This is a genomic window from Natronocella acetinitrilica (assembly GCF_024170285.1).
In the GTDB taxonomy this organism is placed as follows: Bacteria; Pseudomonadota; Gammaproteobacteria; order Nitrococcales; family Aquisalimonadaceae; genus Natronocella; species Natronocella acetinitrilica.
In genome coordinates this window covers 84,383-105,843 of sequence record NZ_JALJXV010000008.1, presented here as the reverse complement: position 1 = coordinate 105,843, position 21,461 = coordinate 84,383, and the positions used below count along the sequence as shown (strand labels likewise).

Here is a 21,461-nt window from a genome sequence, read left to right as displayed (position 1 = left end):
GGCCCGATCAGCGGGCATCACTGAGACGCTCGAGCCGGCGTCGATGGTACGGAGAGTAATAACGCAGATTGCCCGGGGCATGGGCAATCACGCCGGAAATGGCAATCACCATCAGGATCAACGGCAGTGCCGCGACATCGTGGAGCGCGATGGCGACCAGGAGTAGCACCTTGAACACGATGGCCAGCCCCCGGATCTGCAACAGCCAGATCGCGTTGCTCCAGACCTCCAGCATCACCATGAGCAGGCCGGTGGCCATGGTCAGCCAGAAGTATGGCAGCCAGCTGTGCGGCGCTGCTTCGTAAAGATAGGCACCGCCCAGTCCGGCAACGCCAATCAGATGCAGCGTGCGCAGGCCGATGCGGATCCAGCGCTGCCCGGGGAGAGCACGGGATTCATCGGGAAACAACACCCGGATCAACGACTCACGCGCTGACTTGCCGCCGCGCACTAGTCTGCCCTACCCTGTTCGGACGCATCGCGATCAAGGCTGTGCTGCTGCTGTTGCCACAGCGCGTGATAGAGCCCGCCAGCAGCCAGCAGTTGGACATGGGTGCCCTGCTCCACCACCCGCCCCTGATCCAGCACGAGTATCGCGTCGGCGTTCATGATGGTGGACAGCCGATGGGCGATGGCCAGGGTGGTCCGGCGCACGGTGGCCGCCGCCAGAGCCGCCAGCACGGCCTGCTCGGAATGGCTGTCCAGGGCCGATGTCGCCTCGTCGAGAATGAGGATTGGCGGATCCTTCAGAAGCATGCGGGCGATGGCGATGCGTTGCTTCTCGCCGCCGGACACCTTCAACCCGCGCTCACCGACCCGGGTGTCATAACCATCGGGCAACCGATCGATAAAGCCCTGCAGATTGGCCCGACGCGCCGCGTCCAGCACGGCTTCCCTGGGCGCGTCGGGGCGGCCATAGGCGATGTTGTAGTAAATGGATTCGTTGAACAGCACGGTGTCCTGGGGAACCACCCCGATTGCCCGACGCAGGCTCTCCTGGGTGACGTCGCGGATATCCTGCCCATTGATCAGGATTCGCCCCTCATTAACGTCGTAGAAGCGGAACAGCAGGCGCGCAATGGTTGACTTGCCGGCACCACTGGGGCCGACGATGGCGACAGTCTGCCCGGGATGAACCGTGAAGTTCAGGTCGCGAAGAATGGTGCGCTCGGGTTGATAGCCGAAAGCCACCGAGTCGAAGCGGAGTTCGCCGCCATCAGGCTGCAACGGCACCGCGTCCGGGGCGTCGACGACGGCTTCGTTGGTTTCCAGCAAGCGGAACATGCGCTCGATGCTCACCAGGGCCTGTCTGATTTCCCGATAGACAAAGCCAAGAAAATTGAGGGGGATAAAGAGCTGGATCATGTAGGCATTGACCATGACCAGATCACCCAGGCTCATGCGGCCATCCGCAACCTGGCTCGCGGCCATCATCATCATCACCGTAACTGCAGCGGCTATGATCAGGGCCTGACCGGAATTGAGCGCCGCCAGGGACAGGCGGTTTTTCATCCGTGCCGCCTCCCAGGCGGCCAGATTGTGATCATAGCGCTCCGCCTCGAAACGCTCGTTGCCAAAATACTTCACCGTCTCGTAGTTCAGCAGGCTGTCCATGGCCCGGGTGTTGGACTGGCTGTCCATCTCATTGGACTCGCGCACGAAACGCGTTCGCCACTCCGTCACCACGATGGAGAAGAAGATATACACACCCACCGCCGCGAGCACGGTGGTGACAAACCCGGGGCTGAAAGCCACCACCAGGATCACCGCCACCATCGCTATCTCCAGCAGCGTCGGCAGGATGTTAAATAGCGTGAAGCGCAGCAAGAAACTGATTCCCGTCGTTCCTCGCTCGATATCCCGGGCCAGTCCACCCATCCGACGGGACAAATGGAAGGCCAGTTCCAACCGGTGGAGGTGCTCGAAGACCGCGAGGGACACCCGGCGCATGGCCCGTTCTGCAACCCGGGCAAACACCGCATCACGCAACTCACTGAAGAACACGGCGCTGAACCGCAGCAAACCGTAGGCCGCCACCAGGCCGAGGGGCACCGCGATCAGTGCTTCGGCGCGGCCCTCGAAGTGATCGACGATGTATTTCAGGGCAATGGGTACGGTGACGTTGGCGAGTTTCGCGAGGGTCAGGCAGGCCAGGGCCAGGAAGACCCGGCCGCGGTACTCCATCAAATAGGGGAGCAGGCTGCGCAGAATGCGCCAGTCGGGCCGTCGCTGAGGCTCGTCATCACCTGTGGTCTGGGCGCGCAAGAATTCTGCTCCATAGGCAGTCAGTGAACTTGCAGCAGGATGGGCCTTTGTCGCTCGAGTTGAAAGCCCCGCCCACGGAGTAGGAGCGATTAAAGGGAAATTTGTAGCCCGTTTGTAGCTGATTCTTGACGAAACAATCAACTTTAAAATAAATTCTTAAACTTCTGTTTTTACTTTGTTTTATAAACTTTTGATGTTAATGCTGTCGGTATCTGGCGGCATTCGAAGCCGCCGAAGCGGGCGACAAGGTTCATAATCTATGCGAGCATCTCGGAGATAGCCCACAGTAGATGGGCAGACGGACTTCCAGCAGCTACAAAACGCCAACAAAATCATCGAATCCGGAGGACGGGCAGCATGGACCGGTTCACTCTCGCAGACTACGGTATCGACGGGCCACAGGTCCTGCGCAATCCGGCGCCAGCGCAACTCTACGAGTTTGCCCTGACGCATGAGCCCGGCACCGCCATCTCCGCCACGGGTGCGCTCATGGCGCGCTCCGGTGCAAAGACCGGTCGCAGCCCCAAGGACAAGCGCCTGGTGCTTGGCGGGCAAACCGAAGCCGATATCTGGTGGGGTCCGGTAAACAAGGGCCTGTCGGATCAATCATTCGACGCGTTGCGTGCCCAGGCGCTTGCCCACCTGGGTGCACAGCCACGGCTGTTTGTCATTGATGGCTTCGCCGGATGGGATCCCGCCCATCGGGTGCGCATCCGCATCATCTGCGAACGCGCCTACCATGCCCTGTTCATGCGGAACATGCTGATTCGTCCCACCGAGGACGAACTGGCGGAATTCGGCACACCGGACTACGTGATCTACAACGCCGGGCGGGCCAGCGCGGACGACAGCATTGACGGCGTCGACAGCCAGACCAGCGTCAGCCTCTGCCTCGACAGTGGCGAATTCATCATCCTCGGTACGGAATACGCCGGGGAGATGAAAAAGGGCGTGTTCACCATCATGAACTACCTGATGCCCAAGAATAACGTGCTGTCCATGCACTGCTCGGCGAACCAGGGCGACAACGGCGATGTCTCGATCTTCTTCGGCCTCTCCGGCACTGGCAAGACCACCCTCTCCGCGGATCCTCGTCGCGCCCTCATCGGCGACGACGAACACTGCTGGTCGGACGACGGCGTTTTCAACATCGAGGGTGGCTGCTACGCCAAGGTGATCGACCTGGACCCCCGGGCCGAACCGGATATCTACCAGGCGATTCGCTTCGGTGCAGTACTGGAGAACGTGGTTTTCGATCCGACGACCCGGGAGGTGAACTACCGCGACGGCAGCATCACGGAGAACACCCGGTGCTCCTACCCCGTGGAATTCATTCCGAACGCCAAGCTCCCCTGCATCGCCGGCAAGCCCAAGAACGTGGTCTTCCTCACCTGTGACGCATTCAGCGTGCTGCCCCCGGTGAGCAAGCTCACCCCGGCCCAGGCCATGTACCACTTCATCAGTGGATACACGGCGAAGGTGGCCGGCACCGAAATGGGCGTGACCGAACCGGAGGCGACCTTTTCTTCATGCTTTGGCGCCCCGTTCCTGGTCTGGCACCCGACACGTTATGCCGAGTTGCTGGCGGAGCGCATCCGCCGCGACGAAGTCTCCGTCTGGCTGGTTAACACGGGCTGGACCGGCGGCCCCTACGGCGTTGGCCAGCGCATGAGCATCGCCCACACCCGGGCCATCATCGACGCCATACACGACGGATCACTGGAACAGGCACCGACGGTAACCGACCCCGTATTCGGGGTCGCCGTGCCGACGCACTGCGCCGGCGTCCCAGAGCACGTGCTGATTCCGGAGAACAACTGGCCCGATCACGCTGCTTACCAGGAAACGGCCCAGCACCTCGCAGCCCTGTTCCATGAGAATTTCCGCAAGTTCGAGGATCAGGCCTCGGCGGAGATCCGTGACGCCGGTCCGCGGCGACCCCGGGAGATCGCTGCCGCCACCGCAGCCGCGGCACTCTGATAACCCGGCAATTCGGCGGCAGTTGATCCCGACCGCCCATGGAGGCCAAGAGAATGGCAGCATTTCTGCTCGCCGATGTTGCCGTTGCCGACATGCAGGCATACCGTGACAGCGGCTATATCGACACGGTTCCACGCATTGCCGCCGGGTTTGGTGGGCGCTATCGGGCGCGCGGCGGTGACATGTCGGTGCTCGAGGGCGACTGGAGTCCGCGCCGGATGGTGATCATTGAGTTCCCGGACATGGCGGCGCTGCTGGATTTCTATCATTCACAGGACTACGCACCGTGGAAGGCGATCCGCCAGCGTCTCACCGATTCGAAGTGGGTCGCGGTCGACGGCCTGTCCACGGAACTCCTGCCCTGAACCACTGGTCCCTCCCCCCAGTGGCCTGCTCGATGCTGGACCGCTCGCCATTACCGGTGTAAAGATTGAAGTAGAGATTCTTGCTTCGTGGCCGCACTCTGGTCTGGCCAGCCCGTGGAGGAACCAGCCCATGGCCGCGCGCTTCCCTCGCATTCCCCTGATCCTCGCGCTGATCGCGCCCCTGCTCGCCGCTGCCACCTTCGGCGCACACGCACGGGAACTCGCCGTACACCCGGATGAGCTGGTGCCCGTAGAACTGGCGACAGTGGGTTTCGACCGCCTATCCGGCGCGCCGGTGGTACTCCTGCGGGAACCTGAATCAGGTGATGTGGTGCCGATTCTGGTCGGGGTCAACGAGGCCAGGGCCATTCTCATGGCACTGCACGATGTTTCGGTCCGTCGCCCCATGACCCACGACCTCATGCATAGCCTGGTTGGCGCCATCGACGCACGCCTGGAGCGGGTCATGGTGGACGAACTGCGTGACGGCACCTATTTCGGGATGCTGCAACTACGCAAGAACGCATCGGATGAGACCATCATGGTCGACACCCGCCCCAGCGACGGACTGGCGCTGGCCCTGCGAGCCGGAGCCATGATCCTCGTAGCACCGGCCATACTCCAGCACCGGCCGGACCTGGAATTCGAAGGCCTGCAGGATGACGAGGTGGTGACGGCACTGGACATCACCGTGGTACCGGTTACCGCCGAACTGCGGGAAGCACTCGGCCTGCCTGAGGATGCCGAAGGCGTGTTGGTGAGCCGGGCACGCGGTCGTGCCGCGTCTGCCGGCATCAGCGAGGGGGATCTGATTCTGAGCATCAATGGCGAAGTCCCTCGCTCGCCCATGGATTTTCTTGAACTGGTTGGCGAGACCAGCACCGGGGCACGTGCCCGGATCCGCTACTGGGATGGTAACGAAGAACAGGAAGTGGAACTCCCGACGGACGTGCCCATGCCCCGGGCCGAGGACGGACCACGCATCTCCTTGTAAGCTTCACTGGCACGGGATGGCCTTAGTTCTCTATCATGGACGACATGAATAATAAAACCCACGCCACCGGGCGGGATGGCCCGGGGATCCGCGAGCATCCGCAAAGGCTCGCTATCGCTTCGGAACTCCATGCTCGGCCCTTCGAGAGCCTGACGCCGCCACTGAGAGCGACGCATCTGGCCATGCTCGGTGCCGACGCCCAGGAGGATCGCCGCCACGTAGAGACACTATGCGACGCCTTCGAGCAGGTGCGGCCTCCGGAGAGCGCAACCCACCACAGCGTCAACCTTGGGGCGTTCCACCTGCGCTGGGAACGGCACACGGAATTCTCTACCTACACGTTCTTCTGCAGCAGCCCTTACATGGGCCGGGATGAGCACTTCACCAACCGGGCCCTCGACCGTGTGCCACCAGCCTGGCGTGAGGCGATTCCCGGGGAGTTGGTAGCGGCGGTCCATCTCATACTTGAAGGCCCTGCCGACCCCGAGCGGAGTGTTCACGAGATCCTGGAGCTATTCGGCACGGAAAATGTGGCTGGCAGCATGGTTGCCGATGGTGGTGCGCACCTGTTCACGGATTTTCGCCTCCATGGCGACGGCTTCGGACACATTCTCATTCAGGCAGGAGGGTTGCCGGCACGTCGGACGGGTCGGCTGGTGCAGCGGGTACTGGAGATCGAGACCTACAGGCTCATGGCCTTGCTGGCATTCCCCATCGCCCGGCGCACCACGGCACAATTGACGGAACTGGATGACCAGCTGCGGTCCGTCACCGACCGAATGTCACATCGGGAGAGCCTGGAGTCAGAGCAGGCCCTGCTGACCGAGCTCTCCGGCCTGGCAGGCGAACTCGAGCGCATCACCGCCCAGAACACCTTTCGCCTGAGCGCGGCGCACGCGTATCGGGAGCTGGTGGAAAACCGCATCGACAACCTGCGAGAAGAGCGCATCAAGGACCTGCAGACCATCAGCGAGTTCATGGAGCGCCGCTTTACGCCGGCGATGCGCACCTGTGAGTCGGTGGCCTTGCGCCAGCATGCCCTGTCGGAACGCTTGTCCAGGGCGGCCGAGCTGTTGCGGACCCGGGTTGATGTCGCGCTGGAAGCGCAGAATCGCGATCTGCTGGCCTCCATGAACCAGCGCACCGATCTGCAATTACGCCTGCAACAGACCGTCGAGGGCCTCTCAGTGGTTGTTCTGAGCTACTACACGACCGGCCTGCTGCATTACGCCTTGCGTGGAGTCGAGGCGGCGGGTGTGGCACTCAATGTGAACCTGATTGTCGGCGCCTCCGTGCCATTCATCGTGGTGGGCATGTGGACAGTCAGCAGGCTGATGCGCCGCCGCCTGCTGGGCAAACGCTCCAGTCATTGAAGGGGCCGGCTGACAGGTCCGGCAGCGCGTGCCGAACCTGTCAGCCTGTTCACGACATCGTGGAGCGCTGCTTGGCGTCCTGTTTGCCGAAGAGGCTCGCAAGCACGCTCTCCAGCTTGTCTACCGCGCTGTTGACGGCATCGTAGGCAGACTCCTCGGTGGCTTCTGCCAGCACCGGATCCAGTCCCCGTGGCCTCGCTTCCAGCTTGACGCGTTTGTTCTCACCGCCTTTTGGTCCGTTGACGTCGGTCATGTGCACTTCGATCCGGGTCAGACGCTCGCCAAAGCGCCGATCGATTCGCTCCAGCCGCGCAGACACGTGCTCATCCAATGCATCAGACTGCTGCATACCCGGTCCCGGATTGATCTGAATCTGCATGATCTCGCTCCTTGTTGCGGATAGTCCCCCCTGATCGAAGATGTGCGGCATTGACCAACAGCTTTCAAGGCTAATGCTGGTCGTCCTCCACAACCATGCAAACAATCTCCTCGACTTCGCCCGCCTCTCCATCGGGTCCGGGCTCGTGTTCGCCCACCCAGGCCTGCCTGGCCATCTCCGCAGCAGCATGACCATCACCGGCATCGAAGACGCGGGTGTCATGATGAATGGAGCCGTTATTCAGTCGATACTCAACGGTGCAACGGAATCTACTCATGTGTCGCCTCCTCCGTGTTCCCTGCTCCCCCATCTCAAAAGTCTAGTTCCTCACGGCGCAGCAACCAGGCGGTCACGACAAATTCACGTTGATAACAGTGGATTTTTTCCCGGAATGGTCCTACCATTTTACCTGCAGTGCCGCTCTTGTAAGTCTTCCGGCAGTACCTTCCTTCATGGCAAGTCACTCCCGAGATTGCTCTTCAGACCGACCTGCACAAACCCAATGTTTCGTACGAGGAAAGACCCCATGATGACAGGTACAGTAAAGTGGTTTGACGATGCCAAGGGCTTTGGCTTCATCACCCCGGAAGATGGCAGCAAGGACGTATTCGTACACCACTCCGCCATACTTGGCACCGGCTTCAAGAGCCTGGCCGAAGGTCAGCGAGTTCAGTTCGAAACCCAGAACACCCCCAAGGGTGTTGCTGCGGCGAACGTTACCCCGGTCTGAAGCTGACCTGACGGGCTCGATCCCGGAGAATATGACCGCCCCGCGCTTGCGGGGCGGTTTTTTTATCCCAGTCGATGAAAGCCATCCCCTTTACTGCCCCCCTCGAACCAGGCCAATTGGCGTCGCAAATTGACCACCGAGCCGACAATGATGAGGCTGGGTGCCCGGGCGCCCGCATGCTCCGCCAGCCCCGGCAGCGACGCTATCGTTCCGCTGATCACCCGCTGGCAATCCGTCGTCCCTTGTTCCACGATGGCGGCGGGCACCCCCTCAGGCATGCCATGCCGCATCAACCCGGCGCACAGTTCGGCGAGACTCTGCAGCCCCATGTAAAACACGACGGTCTGGGCTGGTCGCACCACGGCGTCCCAGTCGATATCCAGACGACCGTCCCGACGATGTCCGGTGACGAAAAGGCAGGACTGGGCATGGTCACGGTGCGTAAGGGGTATGCCTGCATAGGCCGCACAGCCGCTGGCAGCGGTGATTCCCGGCACCACTTCAAAGGGGATGCCGTTCTCCAGGAGTTGATCGAGTTCCTCGCCGCCGCGCCCGAAGATGAAGGGGTCTCCACCCTTCAGTCGGACAACCTGTAGCCCTTGCCTCGCGAGTTCGATGAGACGGGCGTTGATGGTCTCCTGCGGCACCGGATGGCGATCCCGCTCCTTGCCGACGAAGACCAGTCGGGCCTCAGGCCGAGCCATTTCAAGAATGGCGGGTGCCACCAGGCGATCGTAAACCACGACATCGGCGCGCCCAAGAAGCCGGGCGGCGCGCAAAGTGAGCAGATCAGGTGCTCCGGGACCGGCACCCACCAGATAGACTGTTCCCAGCGGGGTGTTGTGTTCAGACATTAATCATCGTTTCTTCAGGACAATCGTACGCCAACTCTAAAGTGCGGTCATGGCGAGCCGAAGAAATGATTTCTCGCCGCCATATTCCAATTAGTTATACTTGATGAGACTATTGCGCCAGAATTGACGTTCAACGCTGCTGTCCGACTTGTGGATTAGTCTATGAAACTGAATCAACTGCGTTACATTTGCGAGGTTGCCAGAAGGAACCTCAATGTATCAGCGGCCGCAGATGCACTGTATACCTCTCAACCGGGCGTCAGTAAGCAGATCCGCATGCTGGAATCAGAGTTGGGTGTGCAGATTTTCGAGCGTAGCGGCAAGCACCTGAGTCGGATCACGCCGGCGGGCGAAGAGATCCTCAAGGCCGCGAACCGCGTACTTGAAGATGTTCGTAACATCAAGGCCATCGCCGAAGAGCACAAGGACGACAATCGCGGCAGCCTGTCCATCGCAACGACCCAGACACAGGCCCGGCACGCCTTGCCGCGGGTGGTAAGCCTGTTTCGCGATCGATATCCCAACGTCAGTCTGCACATGCATCAGGGCACACCGATGCAGATTGCCGACGAGGCAGCCCGCGGCGCGGTGGATTTCGCGATAGCGACCGAGGCCATCGAACTTTTCGAGGACCTGGTGATGCTGCCCTGCTACCGGTGGAATCGCAGCGTCATCGTGCCGGACGGACACCCCTTGCTGGACCGGATGCCCATCACGCTGGAGGATCTCGCCCAGTATCCCCTGGTGACCTACGTGTTCGGTTTTACCGGCCGCTCGAAGCTGGACAAGGCGTTTCAGGAGCAGGGGCTGGAGCCCAATGTCGTGTTTACTGCCACGGACGCGGAAGTCATCAAGACCTACGTGAACCTGGGGGTGGGCGTAGGCATCGTTGCCAGCATGGCTTTCGATTCAATTCGCGACAGCGGCCTGCAGGCCATAGACGCAGCCCACCTGTTCGAACCCAGCGTTACCAATATCGGCTTTCGCCGGGGCAGTTACCTGCGCAGCTACATGTACGACTTCATTCAGCTCTTCGCGGCACACCTGACGCCGGAGATCATCCAGCGCGCCATCGAAGCGCGGGAGCCGGAGCAGCGTGCGCAACTGTTCGAGGAGCTCAACGCCAACCTGATCGAGGCCTGACACAATCCCCGGGTCACCAGAGATAGTCGCGCCCACCCAGGTAAGCTTGCAGCGCTTGCGGGACGCGTATCCGCCCATCGGCTTCCTGGTAGTTCTCGAGAATGGCCACCAGGCACCTGCCAATCGCAAGACCTGACCCGTTCAGTGTGTGCAGCGGTTCGGGTTTGCCGGTCTCCGGATTACGCCAACGGGCCTGCATACGCCGCGCCTGGAAAGCCCGGAAATTGCTGCACGAAGAAATCTCCCGATAACGCTCCTGCCCGGGCAGCCAGACTTCCAGATCGTAGGTTCTGGCCGACGAGAAGCCCAGGTCACCGGTACATAGCAGCATCACCCGGTAGGGCAATTCGAGCCGTTGCAGAATGGTCTCGGCATGGTTGGTGAGGATTTCCAGCGCCGCGTCGGACTCGTCGGGACGAACCATCTGCACCAGTTCTACCTTCTCAAACTGGTGCTGACGGATCATGCCGCGCACGTCCTTGCCGTAACTGCCCGCCTCGGCGCGGAAACAGGGGCTGTGACAGACGTAGCGCTGTGGCAAGTCACCGTCGTCGATGATGCTGTCCCTGGCCAGGTTGGTCACCGGGACCTCGGCTGTGGGAATGAGGTAATAAGGATGATCCCCCTGCAGCGCGAACAGGTCTTCACCGAACTTCGGCAACTGCCCAGTACCACGCAGCGAGTCCGCATTGACGATATAGGGGACGTTGACCTCGTTGTAGCCATGCTCCTCAACATGGAGGTCCAGCATGAACTGGATCAATGCCCGGTGCAGCCTCGCGACACCACCACGCATGACGACGAACCGTGAGCCTGTGAGCTTGGCGCCGGCCTCGAAATCCAGGCCTCTGTCGGCCCCCAGCTCGACGTGATCCCGTGGCTTGAAGTCGAACGATGCGGGCTCGCCCCAGCGGCGAATCTCAACATTGGCGTCTTCGTCTTCGCCGGCGGGCACATCGGCATCGGGCACGTTGGGCATACCCATGTGCCAGTCGTCCAGGGTGGCCTGCAACTCTTCAAGTGCCACTTCCGCTTGCTTGAGGCGATCCCCGAGATCGGCAACCTCATTCAACAGGGGCTGGATGTCCTCACCCGCCGCCTTTGCCTTGCCGATGGACTTGGCACTCCGGTTGCGGGCGTTCTGCAGGTCCTGCACCTCGACCTGCAGGGTGCGGCGCTGCTCGTCCAGCGCACGATAACGTTCGGCATCCAGGGTGTAGCCGCGTCGCGCCAGGGCGGCGGTCATGTCGTCGAGTCGGTTGCGTAGCTCTCTGGGGTCGAGCATATCTGTTTCCCGGTGTGCTGAGCAGCGCAGGATTGTAACCGCTGAGGCGGCTGAAGATAAGCGATGGCTAGCGACGGCGTCGCTTGTTCGCCGGAACCTGTCGATCCATTTCACGAAGCTGGCGCAGCCGCTCGGCAATACGCGTCTCCAGGCCGCGCTCCACGGGCTGGTAGTAGTGCCGCGGCGTCATGGCCTCGGGGAAATAGTCCTCCCCCGCCGCATAGCCGCTGGGGTCATCATGGGCATAGCGGTATTCGCGGCCATAGCCCAGCTCCTTCATCAGGCTGGTGGGTGCATTGCGCAAATGCAGGGGCACCTCCAGCGAGCCGAGTTCACGGGCATCCTTGCGGGCCTGATTGTAGGCCTTGTAGACCGCGTTGCTCTTGGGCACCACCGCCATGTAGACAATGGCATGAGCAATGGCCAGTTCACCCTCGGGGCTGCCCAGGCGCTCCTGGGTCTCCCAGGCGGCCAGGGCCATCTGCAGGGCCCGCGGATCAGCGTTGCCGATGTCCTCCGAAGCCATGCGCACCGCACGCCGAGCCACATAGAGCGGATCGGCGCCGCCGTCGATCATGCGGCAGAACCAGTAAAGCGCAGCATCGGGGTCAGAGCCCCGCACCGCCTTGTGCAGCGCCGATATCTGATCGTAGAAGGCCTCCCCGCCCTTGTCGAAGCGGCGCAGGCCGGCGGCCGTTGCCTCTCGCACCACGGCCGCGTCGATGCGCCCCTCGGCAAGGTCGGAGGCCACTTCCAGCAGGCTCAGCACGCGCCTGGCATCGCCATCCGCTGCAGCCACCAGTGTCTGTAGCGCGTCCTCGTCAATAGAGAGACCACGCTGCCCCAGCCCGCGATCAGGATCGACCAGGGCGCGATGCACCAGGGCTCCCAGATCTGCCGGCTCCAGGTCTCGCAGCACGTAGGTTCTGACCCGGGAGAGCAAGGCGTTGTTGAGTTCGAAGGACGGATTCTCGGTGGTGGCACCGATGAAGATGATGGTGCCGTCCTCGACGAAGGGCAGAAATGCGTCCTGCTGACTCTTGTTGAAGCGATGCGCCTCATCGACGAACAGCACGGTGGCACGGCCACGTTCCCGCTCGCCCCGCGCCTCCTCCACCGCAGCACGGATATCCTTGACCCCGCTCATCACCGCGGAGAGGGTCAGGAATCGCGCATCACTGGCTTCGGCCACCAGCCGTGCCAGCGTAGTCTTGCCCGTCCCCGGCGGGCCCCAGAACACCATGGAGTGGGGATGGCCTGATTCGATACTGCGCCTGAGCGCCTTGCCAGCCCCCACCAGATGCTGCTGGCCGACAAATTCATCCAGGCGGCAGGGGCGCATGCGGTCCGCAAGGGGGCGGACCGTTTCACCGCCTACCATTCCTCGTCCTCGCCGAGTACGTCGGCTTCCGGTGGCGGCTCGAACTGGAAATGTTCCGGCGCAATTTCGTCATTGACCCGCAGTTCACTGAGCCGCAGCGTGTTCTTCTGCCCGAGCCCATCCATAATGACCACCTCCACCGGCACCCCGTCCTCGAAGCGCAGTCGCGCCTCCTCGATCTCCCAGCCACGGCTGCGGGGCTCGAGCAACAACCAGCCGTTATCCTCGCTGATGCGGAACTGCTCTTCCAACGCGTCGAGTTCACCGCTCAACAGCAACGCCGGGCCACTGCCCAGCACGTCTTCCAACGGGCGCACGCTGACCTGAAGCAGGTCCACATCGTAGACCCAGACCCGCTCTCCGTCGGCGACGATCTGCTGCTCGTAGGGGGTTTCGTACTGCCAGTTGAAGCGATTCGGCCGGGCGATTCGCATATGCCCCTCGCTACGCTCCAGAACACGTCCATCCTCATCCGCGGTTTCCTGGACGAATCGCCCCTCCAGCGTTTTCACGTCGGCGTAGTAGCGTTCCAGTTCCGCCTTGCCGGCGTAAAGGGCCAGCGGCGCCAGCAGCAGCGCGAAGAAGAGAATAAGGCGGGGGATGTGAACCATGTTCTAGACCTCGGGTTGGACTGCTACCAGATGCGGACCGCCGGCATGTCGGTGGGTTCAGTCCTTGGGCGGGGGCGGCGCGATGACCTCGCGGCTGCCATTGGACTGGAGTGGGCCGACAATCCCGGCGGACTCCATGTCCTCGACAAGACGGGCGGCGCGGTTATAGCCGATCTTGAGCCGTCGCTGCACGCCGGAGATCGACGCCCTTCGGGTCTCCGTAACGACGCGCACGGCCTGGTCATAGAGCGGATCGGACTCGGCGTCGCCGCCGGATTCCCCGGGAATGCCGGGTATCGGCTGCCCATCAGAGCTCTCTTCAAGCACGCCGTCGATGTAGTCGGGTTCGCCCTGCTCCTTGAGATGGCCGACCACCTTGTGCACCTCGGCGTCGGACACAAAGGCGCCATGCACCCGCATGGGCAGCCCCGTCCCCGGTGGCAGATAAAGCATATCGCCGTGCCCCAGGAGCGCCTCCGCGCCCTGCTGGTCGAGTATGGTGCGGGAATCGATCTTGGAGGACACCTGAAAAGCCATGCGCGTGGGGATGTTGGCCTTGATCAGGCCGGTAATCACATCCACCGATGGCCGCTGGGTGGCAAGGATGAGGTGCAGGCCGGCGGCCCTCGCCTTCTGGGCAAGCCGGGCAATCAGCTCTTCCACCTTCTTGCCCACCATCATCATCATGTCGGCGAACTCGTCTACGACGATGACGATATAGGGCAGGACCTCAAGCTCTGGATGCTCGGCATCCGGATCCAGTTCGGGAGTCCGCCAGAGGGGATCCTTCAGCGGCTCACCCTGCTCCCGCGCCTCCCGCACCTTGCGGTTGTATCCGGCGATGTTGCGCACGCCCAGCGCCGCCATCAGACGGTAGCGACGTTCCATCTCGCCCACCGACCAGCGCAAGGCGTTGGCGGCTTCTTTCATGTCCGTCACCACCGGCGCCAGCAGGTGCGGAATACCGTCGTAGACGGAAAGCTCCAGCATCTTGGGGTCGATCATGATGAGGCGGACATCTTCTGCCTGGTTGCGGTACAACAGGCTGAGGATCATGGCGTTGACACCGACGGACTTCCCCGAGCCGGTGGTGCCGGCAACCAGCAGGTGCGGCATCTTGGCAAGATCAACGACGATGGGCTGGCCACCAATATCCTTGCCCAGGGCGAGCGACAGAGGTTGCCCCGCCTGCTCCCACGCCTCGGAGCCGATGATCTCGCTGAAGGCGATGACCTGCCGGTGCTCATTGGGGATCTCGAGCCCGATGACCGACTTGCCGGGGATGACTTCAACCACCCGAACACTGGTCACGGACAGGGCGCGGGCAAGATCCTTGGCCAGATTACTGACCTGACTGACTTTTACACCGGGTGCCGGCTGCGCCTCGAAGCGCGTGATGACCGGCCCGGGCTCCACGGCAACCACCTGGATTTCCACACCGAAGTCCGCAAGCTTCATCTCCAGCTGGCGAGACATGGCATCCAGCGCCTCCTTGGAATAGCCCTGCTTGTGCTCCCGCGGTTGGTCAAGCAAACCCAGTGACGGCTTGGACCCCGGGGACACGTCGGCCTCGAAAAGTGGCATCTGGGGGGCTTGGGCCGCCTTTTTTCCAGGCTTGAGGGTGGGCTCCATCACGCCGATTCGGGGCGGCTCCCGATGTCGTACCTTGTCTTTCTTGCGGGCCACGGTTTCCTGGCGCTCACGTCGGGCCCGCCGCCCGGCCCAGACATCACGAACCGCGATGAGCCGTTGGCCAAACCACGCCATGACCGCAAGGGTGATCCGCCCCACCAGATCGATCAGGCTGAGCCAGGAGAGGCCGGTGAAGAGCGTGACGCTGGCAAGGAAGGCCGCCAGCAGAAACAAGGTGGCGCCGAGGAAGCTGAACAACTGTTCCAGCCCCTGCCCGACCAGATCACCGAGAATGCCGCCGGCATGCAGTGGAACGCTGCCGGGAAACGCCTGTACGTGGAGAGCGGCAAGGCCGGCCCCGGTGACAAGCGTGAACAGGAATCCGAGAGTGCGAAGGCCAAAGATGCCCCAGTGGAACTGACCGTCCTGGCGCTGCCAGCGCCACGCCAGCCAGCCGGACAGGGCGATCATCACCGGAAAGAGATAGGCCAGGTAACCAAACAGAAACAGGAAGACATCGGCAAACCAGGCTCCGGCAACGCCACCGGCATTCTGAACGGGCTGCCCTGCACCGCTGAAACTCCAGCCGGGATCATTGGGGTGATACGTCACCAGGGCGGCAATCAGGTAGATGGAAACCGCGAGCAGCAGGAACAGCAAACCCTCGCGCAGGCCGCGACCGACATGATGCCCCAACGGGGACGGCAGCTTGTTCTCGGAATCAGAGCGGGCCACGCAGCGTCCCGTTATCAGAAATCAATTGAAATCATTTGCGCAAGTTACTACGAATACTGAAATTCTGCAAAACAGCCCTGTTGCATCCAGGCGACAGGGCTGCCCACCACCCAGGTGTCGTCTGCGAAGACACGAGTCGGCTGTCACGTTGCAGTTGCGGTGATATCCGCAGCCTAGCGATCGCGCCTAATGTACCATGAGCAACCCTTGTTCATGCGCTGCAACATACCCATCCTCGTAGTGTCCGATGGGAACAACGGAAACGCTCCAGGGAGAACAGTTACCTTGCAGGTCCGAACAATCACCAGCCTTGACAGCGTGCCGGCGCAGCGCTGGAACCACCTGAATGGCGCTGAAAACCCGTTTCTGCGGCATGAGTTTCTGCACGCCCTGGAGCGCCATGGCGCCGTGTCGCAGGGTAACGGCTGGCAACCCTTGCACCTGCTGCTGGAGAGCGACAATGGTGAGCTGCTGGGCGCTGCGCCAGCCTACCTCAAGGGCAACTCCTGGGGCGAGTTCGTATTCGACTGGGCATGGGCCAATGCCTACGAGCGGGCTGGCGGCGACTATTACCCGAAGCTGGTGATGGCCGTCCCCTACACACCGGCAACCGGCCCTCGTGTTCTGGTCCAACCCGGCTTCTCTGCCGAACAGGCAATGGCGCACCTGGCGGCCGCCGCAGTCGCCCTGTGTCGCGGGCAGGGCCTGTCAGGCGCGCACTGCCTGTTTGCCGAAGCCCAGCAGGGCAGCGGTTTCATCGAGGCAGGCTGGATGCGTCGAGCCGGTTGCCAGTTCCACTGGAACAATCAGGGATACGCTGATTTCGACGCCTTCCTCGACACCCTCAGCAACAAGAAGCGCAAGAACATACGCCGCGAGCGGCGCCTTGCGGCGGAGGCAGGCCTGACGTTCCGTATCGTGCCCGGCGACCAGGTCGATGACGGGGCCTGGGACACCTTCCACGATTTCTACACCCGCACTTTCGAGGAACACGGCAATCTTCCGGTTCTCACCAGAGCCTTCTTTGCCGAGATCGGCGAGAAGCTGGCCGGTCGTGTCCTGATGGTTCAGGCCTGGCAGGATAACCGCATGGACGGGGCGGCGTTGCTCCTGCGCAGCGACGACAGCCTGTATGGCCGGTACTGGGGATGTCGGGTGGAGCATCCGGGCATGCACTTTGAAACCTGCTACTACCAGGGCATCGAGTATTGCATTCGAGAAGGTCTGGACTGGTTCGAACCGGGCGCCCAGGGCGAACACAAGATCGCGCGCGGATTCCTGCCACGTCAGACACATTCGCTGCACTGGATCGAGGACGAAGGCTTTCGCCGGGCGATCGCCGATTTCCTGCATCGAGAAACCCCGATGGTCCGGGGCTACATGGAAGAACTGGCAACCCATAGTCCCTACAAGGCCGGCTGCGCGCCAGCCATGGAATCGCGGTAGGCTAAGGACCTGATGGAATACCACGGCTGAATGGACAGGTAGACCAACAATCCCATGGCGGAACTGCCGATAACATGGCTGCCAACCGACGGTGCACCGGAGTTTCCACCTATCGACAACGCGCTACCGGTGCCGAACGGGCTTTTGGCTGTTGGCGGATCACTGGATACTGCCCGCCTCGAGCTTGCCTACAAACGCGGCATCTTCCCCTGGTTCGAGGAAGGCCAACCGGTGCTCTGGTGGTCACCGGACCCCCGCACCCTGATCTATACTGACCAACTCCATATTTCCCGCAGCCTGCGCCGCAGTCTGCGCAGGCCGGACTATACGGTTTCACTGGACAGAGCGTTCCCCCTGGTCATGCGGCGCTGTGCAGCACCCCGCCCGGGACAGAAAGGCACCTGGATTACCCGCGACATGTTCGCTGCCTATGTCCGACTCCACCAACGCGGGCAGGCTCACTCGGTGGAAGTCTGGCGTGGGGAAGCCCTTATCGGCGGGCTATATGGTGTCTCCCTGGGCCGCGGATTCTTCGGCGAGTCCATGTTCAGCGACGAGACCAATGGATCGAAAATCGCCCTGACATGGCTGGTCAGGCAATTGCGACGCTGGCAGTTTCCGTTTCTCGATTGCCAGGTTGGCTCGGGACACCTCTACAGCCTGGGCGCTGTTGACGTCCCAAGACGTCGTTTTCAACAGGAACTCAACGAGGCGGTTGCGCAGCCCCCACCCCCAGGCCCACACTGGCAATTCGACGGCGACTTCCATCCTCTGGACGAGTCATGAAGAGCGACCAGCGCAATCCCGGCTCAGGTACACTCTGGCTCTATTCCACGGGCGAGCATGCCTGCTCCTACCTGGAAGATCGCTCCGCCAGAACCGTGTTTGTCGACCCCGCCTTCCCGGTCTCCAACGCCCACTACAGTCGCCTGATCACCCAGGGGATGCGACGCAGTGGACACTTCATCTACCAGCCCGGCTGTGCCGGCTGCAGCAGCTGCAAGTCACTACGCATCCCAGTTGCGGATTTCTGTGCGAATCGAGCACAACGGCGATGCTGGAACCGTAACCAGGACATACGCATCATCCAGCGCCCTCCGGTTTTCGTGCAGCAACATTTCGCCCTGTACCGGCATTACATGAGTCATCGCCACCCCGGCAGCGGTATGGATGAACACGATCCGGAACGTTACATGGAGTTCCTGGTCTCCAACTGGTCGGACACGGTGTTCCTCGAAATGCGCCGCGGGCAGGATCTGCTTGGCGTCGCTGTTACCGACCGTCTGGCTGACGGCCTGAGCGCCGTCTACACGTTCTTCCATCCGGAGCTTGCCCGCCGCAGCCTGGGCACTTTCGGGATCCTCGCCCAGATCGAGCATGCACGCATGAACGGTCTCGCCTACGTCTACCTGGGATACTGGATCGCCGAATCACCGAAGATGCGCTACAAGGCCACTTTTCGACCCCACGAAATCCACACCGGCGGGCGCTGGCTGCGCACTCCATGATGCGCCATGACCCGCACGCCGGCTGCCCCACCACAGGCAATCTGGTAGACTCTTGACTTTTTGTCGCGGGGGGCCAAACTCGCGACTCGATGCAGCAGAATCGGGAGAACACGACTGAATGGCTCGCGAAGACCACATCAAGATGCAGGGGAAGGTTGTCGAAACGCTGCCCAACACCATGTTCCGGGTAGAACTTGAGAACGGCCATGTGGTAACCGCCCACATCTCTGGCAAGATGCGCAAGCACTACATCCGCATACTCACCGGAGATACCGTCACGGTTGAACTTACGCCCTACGATCTCACCAAGGGCCGCATCACCTACCGCGCCCGCTAGCAAACGACCCGCAGACCACTCGAACCCAGGCATAAAAAACGGTGCGTTCGCAGAGCGAAGCGCACCGTAGGGCAAGGCGTTACCTTATTGCTTACCGTAGCCTGGGCTACAGCGCCGGTTCCGCCTCCGTACTGTAATGGAAGCTCAGGCTGCCGGCGTCGTCGACACGGACGACCACTTCGCCACCGGCGGACAGACGACCAAACAGCAATTCCTCGGCGAGCGGCTTGCGAATCGACTCCTGGATGAGGCGCTCCATGGGACGTGCGCCCATCTTGGGGTCGTAGCCGTGCTCAGCGAGCCAGTTGCGGGCCTCCTCGTCGACCTTGAGCACCACGTTCTTGTCACGCAACTGGACGACCAGTTCATTGACGAACTTGTCGACCACGCGGCGCACCGTCGCGGCATCAAGGCCGTTGAACTGAATGATCGCGTCCATCCGGTTGCGGAACTCCGGCGTGAACATCCGCTTGATGGCTTCCATCCCATCGGTGCTGTGATCCTGTGGCGCAAAGCCGATGGACGGCCGACTCATCTGCTCGGCCCCGGCGTTGGTGGTCATGATCAGCACCACGTTGCGGAAATCCGCCTTGCGACCGTTGTTGTCGGTGAGCGTGCCATGGTCCATGACCTGCAGTAGCAGGTTGAACACGTCCGGATGCGCCTTCTCGATCTCATCCAGCAGCACCACCGAATAGGGGTGTTTGATCACTTCTTCCGTGAGCAACCCACCCTGATCGAACCCCACATAGCCCGGAGGCGCCCCGATCAGCCGGGACACCGTATGCCGCTCCATGTACTCGGACATGTCGAAGCGGATCAGCTCGACGCCCAACTGCTGCGCCAGTTGCCGGGTCACCTCTGTCTTGCCCACACCAGTCGGCCCGGCGAAGAGGAAGCTGCCCGTGGGCTTCTGCGGCGACGAGAGTCCCGCCCGGGACATCTTGATGGTCGCGGCCAGGGTCTCGATGGCCACCTCCTGACCAAAGATCGCCGCCTTGAGGTCGCGCTCAAGGAACTCCAGCGTCTTCATGTCCGAGCTGGACACCCGCTTCGGCGGAATGCGCGCCATGCTGGCCACGACTGCCTCGATGTCGGCGACACCGATGTTCTTTTTCTGCTTCGACGGTGGCAGCAGCTTGATGCGGGCCCCTGCTTCGTCAATGACATCGATGGCCTTGTCCGGCAGGCGACGATCGTTGATGTGCTTGCCCGCCAGTTCCGCAGCGGCGCGCAGGGCCCGGTCCGCGTACTTGACGTCGTGGTGCTCCTCGAAGCGGCTTTTAAGCCCCTTGAGAATGCGATAGGTGTCGTCAACGCTCGGCTCGGGCACGTCGATCTTCTGGAAGCGCCGGGCCAGGGCACGATCCTTCTCGAAGATGCCGCGATATTCCTGGTAAGTGGTGGATCCGATGCACTTGAGTTCGCCGTTGGCGAGCACCGGCTTGATCAGGTTACTGGCATCCATGACACCACCGGAGGCCGAACCCGCGCCGATGATCGTGTGAATTTCATCGATGAACAGCACCGCGCCCGGCGTCTTCTGCAACTGCTTCAGCAGCCCCTTGAGCCGTTTTTCGAAATCGCCGCGGTACTTGGTACCTGCCACCAGCGCGCCGAGATCCAGGGAATAGATAGTCGATTTCTTGAGCACGTCCGGAACGTCGCCCTCGACAATCAGCTTGGCCAGGCCCTCTGCGATGGCGGTCTTGCCAACGCCGGCCTCACCGACATAGAGCGGGTTGTTCTTGCGCCGCCGACACAGTACCTGAATCGTGCGATCAACCTCCTGCTGCCGACCGATCAGCGGGTCGATCTGCCCCCGCCGGGCCCGCTCGTTCAGGTTGGTGGCGAAACTCTCCAGGGGAGACTTGTTGGCGTTACCCTCCCCCTGGCCTTCCTCATCGCCATCGCCGCTCACCGACTGGGACGGCGCCTCGGGTGAGGGGCCACTCTCATCGGAGACCTTGGAGATCCCGTGAGAGACGTAATTGACGACATCGAGGCGGGTGATGCTCTGCTTGTGCAGGAAGTAGACGCTCTGGGATTCCTGCTCGCTGAAGATCGCCACCAGCACGTTGGCGCCGGTGACTTCCTTGATGCCCGCCGACTGAACATGGAGGATCGCCCGCTGCAAGACGCGCTGGAAGCCCAGCGTCGGCTGCGTCTCGCGACTATCGTTTGGCGGCAGCAGCGGCGTGGTTTCGTCAAGAAATGCTTCGAGATCCTGCTTCAGGCGAGGCAGGTCGGCCCCGCAAGCCTTGAGGACACCAACCGCCGTCGGATTGTCCGTCAGTGCAAGCAGTAGATGCTCGACGGTGAGGAACTCGTGCCGCTTCTCCCGAGCCTCCTTGAAGGCCAGGTTAAGCGTGAACTCCAGCTCTTTGCTCAGCATGCGTTCTCACCTCGACAGTGGGCTAGACGTGCAGCCAAGGGCTGCACC

General features: G+C 62.0%; 20 protein-coding genes. 10 read left to right on the top strand and 10 right to left on the bottom strand.

Features of this window, described 5'->3' with window-relative positions; genetic code table 11:
- Positions 1–7 precede the first annotated feature (7 nt).
- Together J2T57_RS16175 and J2T57_RS16170 are read right to left on the bottom strand one after the other, a co-directional pair.
- Positions 8–451, bottom strand: coding sequence for a hypothetical protein (locus tag J2T57_RS16175; protein WP_253480929.1), 444 nt, complete (start codon positions 449–451; stop codon positions 8–10).
- The gene (locus tag J2T57_RS16170; protein WP_253480925.1) at positions 451–2,265 is read right to left on the bottom strand and encodes an ABCB family ABC transporter ATP-binding protein/permease; all 1,815 of its coding nucleotides are present in this window, start codon (positions 2,263–2,265) and stop codon (positions 451–453) included. The genes J2T57_RS16175 and J2T57_RS16170 overlap by 1 nt, the downstream gene beginning before the upstream one ends.
- Positions 2,266–2,622: 357 nt before the next feature.
- On the opposite strand from J2T57_RS16170, the gene pckA reads away from it, so the two are divergent.
- The 4 genes from pckA to J2T57_RS16150 all read left to right on the top strand — a co-directional run bounded on the left by pckA (position 2,623) and on the right by J2T57_RS16150 (position 6,977).
- Complete coding sequence (gene pckA, locus J2T57_RS16165; protein ID WP_253480922.1) at positions 2,623–4,245, top strand: phosphoenolpyruvate carboxykinase (ATP); 1,623 nt, start codon at positions 2,623–2,625, stop codon at positions 4,243–4,245.
- 53 nt (positions 4,246–4,298) lie between these two features.
- Entirely contained in the window at positions 4,299–4,610 is a 312-nt protein-coding gene (locus tag J2T57_RS16160) for a DUF1330 domain-containing protein (RefSeq protein WP_253480920.1), read from the top strand.
- Between the two features lie 130 nt (positions 4,611–4,740).
- The gene (locus J2T57_RS16155) at positions 4,741–5,604 is read left to right on the top strand and encodes a bifunctional nuclease domain-containing protein (protein WP_253480918.1); all 864 of its coding nucleotides are present in this window, start codon (positions 4,741–4,743) and stop codon (positions 5,602–5,604) included.
- Between the two features lie 35 nt (positions 5,605–5,639).
- Entirely contained in the window at positions 5,640–6,977 is a 1,338-nt protein-coding gene (locus tag J2T57_RS16150) for a DUF3422 family protein (RefSeq protein WP_253480906.1), read from the top strand.
- A 49-nt stretch (positions 6,978–7,026) separates the two neighbouring features.
- Here the strand turns inward: J2T57_RS16150 and J2T57_RS16145 are convergent, their stop codons facing one another.
- Both J2T57_RS16145 and J2T57_RS16140 read right to left on the bottom strand, forming a co-directional pair.
- Entirely contained in the window at positions 7,027–7,356 is a 330-nt protein-coding gene (locus J2T57_RS16145; protein ID WP_253480903.1) for an HPF/RaiA family ribosome-associated protein, read from the bottom strand.
- Between the two features lie 70 nt (positions 7,357–7,426).
- Positions 7,427–7,633 carry a hypothetical protein gene (locus J2T57_RS16140; RefSeq protein ID WP_253480900.1) on the bottom strand — a complete coding sequence of 69 codons (207 nt, stop codon included), beginning with the start codon at positions 7,631–7,633 and terminating at the stop codon, positions 7,427–7,429.
- Positions 7,634–7,882: 249 nt separating this feature from the next.
- Between J2T57_RS16140 and J2T57_RS16135 the strand changes: the two genes are divergently transcribed.
- Positions 7,883–8,086, top strand: coding sequence for a cold-shock protein (locus tag J2T57_RS16135; RefSeq protein ID WP_253480897.1), 204 nt, complete (start codon positions 7,883–7,885; stop codon positions 8,084–8,086).
- A 62-nt stretch (positions 8,087–8,148) separates the two neighbouring features.
- On the opposite strand, the gene cobA is transcribed toward J2T57_RS16135, so the two are convergent.
- On the bottom strand, positions 8,149–8,940 hold the full coding sequence (gene cobA, locus J2T57_RS16130) for a uroporphyrinogen-III C-methyltransferase (protein WP_253480895.1): 792 nt from the start codon (positions 8,938–8,940) through the stop codon (positions 8,149–8,151).
- Positions 8,941–9,102: 162 nt separating this feature from the next.
- Here cobA and cysB point away from each other — a divergent pair, with 162 nt between their 5' ends.
- Positions 9,103–10,083, top strand: a complete 981-nt coding sequence (cysB, locus tag J2T57_RS16125; RefSeq protein ID WP_253480892.1) for an HTH-type transcriptional regulator CysB — start codon at positions 9,103–9,105, stop codon at positions 10,081–10,083.
- A gap of 13 nt (positions 10,084–10,096) precedes the next feature.
- Here cysB and serS read toward each other — a convergent pair whose 3' ends face one another.
- From serS to J2T57_RS16105, 4 genes are all read right to left on the bottom strand, one after another.
- On the bottom strand, positions 10,097–11,368 hold the full coding sequence (gene serS, locus J2T57_RS16120; RefSeq protein WP_253480874.1) for a serine--tRNA ligase: 1,272 nt from the start codon (positions 11,366–11,368) through the stop codon (positions 10,097–10,099).
- 67 nt (positions 11,369–11,435) lie between these two features.
- Complete coding sequence (locus J2T57_RS16115) at positions 11,436–12,749, bottom strand: replication-associated recombination protein A (RefSeq protein WP_253480871.1); 1,314 nt, start codon at positions 12,747–12,749, stop codon at positions 11,436–11,438.
- A complete protein-coding gene (gene lolA / locus J2T57_RS16110) occupies positions 12,743–13,360 on the bottom strand; it encodes an outer membrane lipoprotein periplasmic chaperone LolA (RefSeq protein WP_253480867.1) in 618 nt (205 codons plus the stop codon). Before lolA ends, J2T57_RS16115 begins: the two co-directional genes overlap by 7 nt.
- Positions 13,361–13,417: 57 nt before the next feature.
- Complete coding sequence (locus J2T57_RS16105; protein ID WP_366519117.1) at positions 13,418–15,727, bottom strand: DNA translocase FtsK; 2,310 nt, start codon at positions 15,725–15,727, stop codon at positions 13,418–13,420.
- A 285-nt stretch (positions 15,728–16,012) separates the two neighbouring features.
- Between J2T57_RS16105 and J2T57_RS16100 the strand changes: the two genes are divergently transcribed.
- From J2T57_RS16100 to infA, 4 genes are all read left to right on the top strand, one after another.
- Complete coding sequence (locus J2T57_RS16100; RefSeq protein WP_253480864.1) at positions 16,013–17,173, top strand: GNAT family N-acetyltransferase; 1,161 nt, start codon at positions 16,013–16,015, stop codon at positions 17,171–17,173.
- A gap of 54 nt (positions 17,174–17,227) precedes the next feature.
- Complete coding sequence (gene aat / locus J2T57_RS16095) at positions 17,228–17,959, top strand: leucyl/phenylalanyl-tRNA--protein transferase (protein WP_253480861.1); 732 nt, start codon at positions 17,228–17,230, stop codon at positions 17,957–17,959.
- On the top strand, positions 17,956–18,681 hold the full coding sequence (locus J2T57_RS16090) for an arginyltransferase (RefSeq protein ID WP_253480846.1): 726 nt from the start codon (positions 17,956–17,958) through the stop codon (positions 18,679–18,681). The genes aat and J2T57_RS16090 overlap by 4 nt, the downstream gene beginning before the upstream one ends.
- A gap of 118 nt (positions 18,682–18,799) precedes the next feature.
- Positions 18,800–19,018 (top strand): translation initiation factor IF-1, encoded by a 219-nt coding sequence (infA, locus tag J2T57_RS16085; protein ID WP_253480842.1) that lies wholly within the window; start codon positions 18,800–18,802, stop codon positions 19,016–19,018.
- A gap of 106 nt (positions 19,019–19,124) precedes the next feature.
- On the opposite strand, the gene clpA is transcribed toward infA, so the two are convergent.
- Entirely contained in the window at positions 19,125–21,413 is a 2,289-nt protein-coding gene (gene clpA, locus J2T57_RS16080; RefSeq protein ID WP_253480838.1) for an ATP-dependent Clp protease ATP-binding subunit ClpA, read from the bottom strand.
- Between the last annotated feature and the right edge of the window lie 48 nt (positions 21,414–21,461).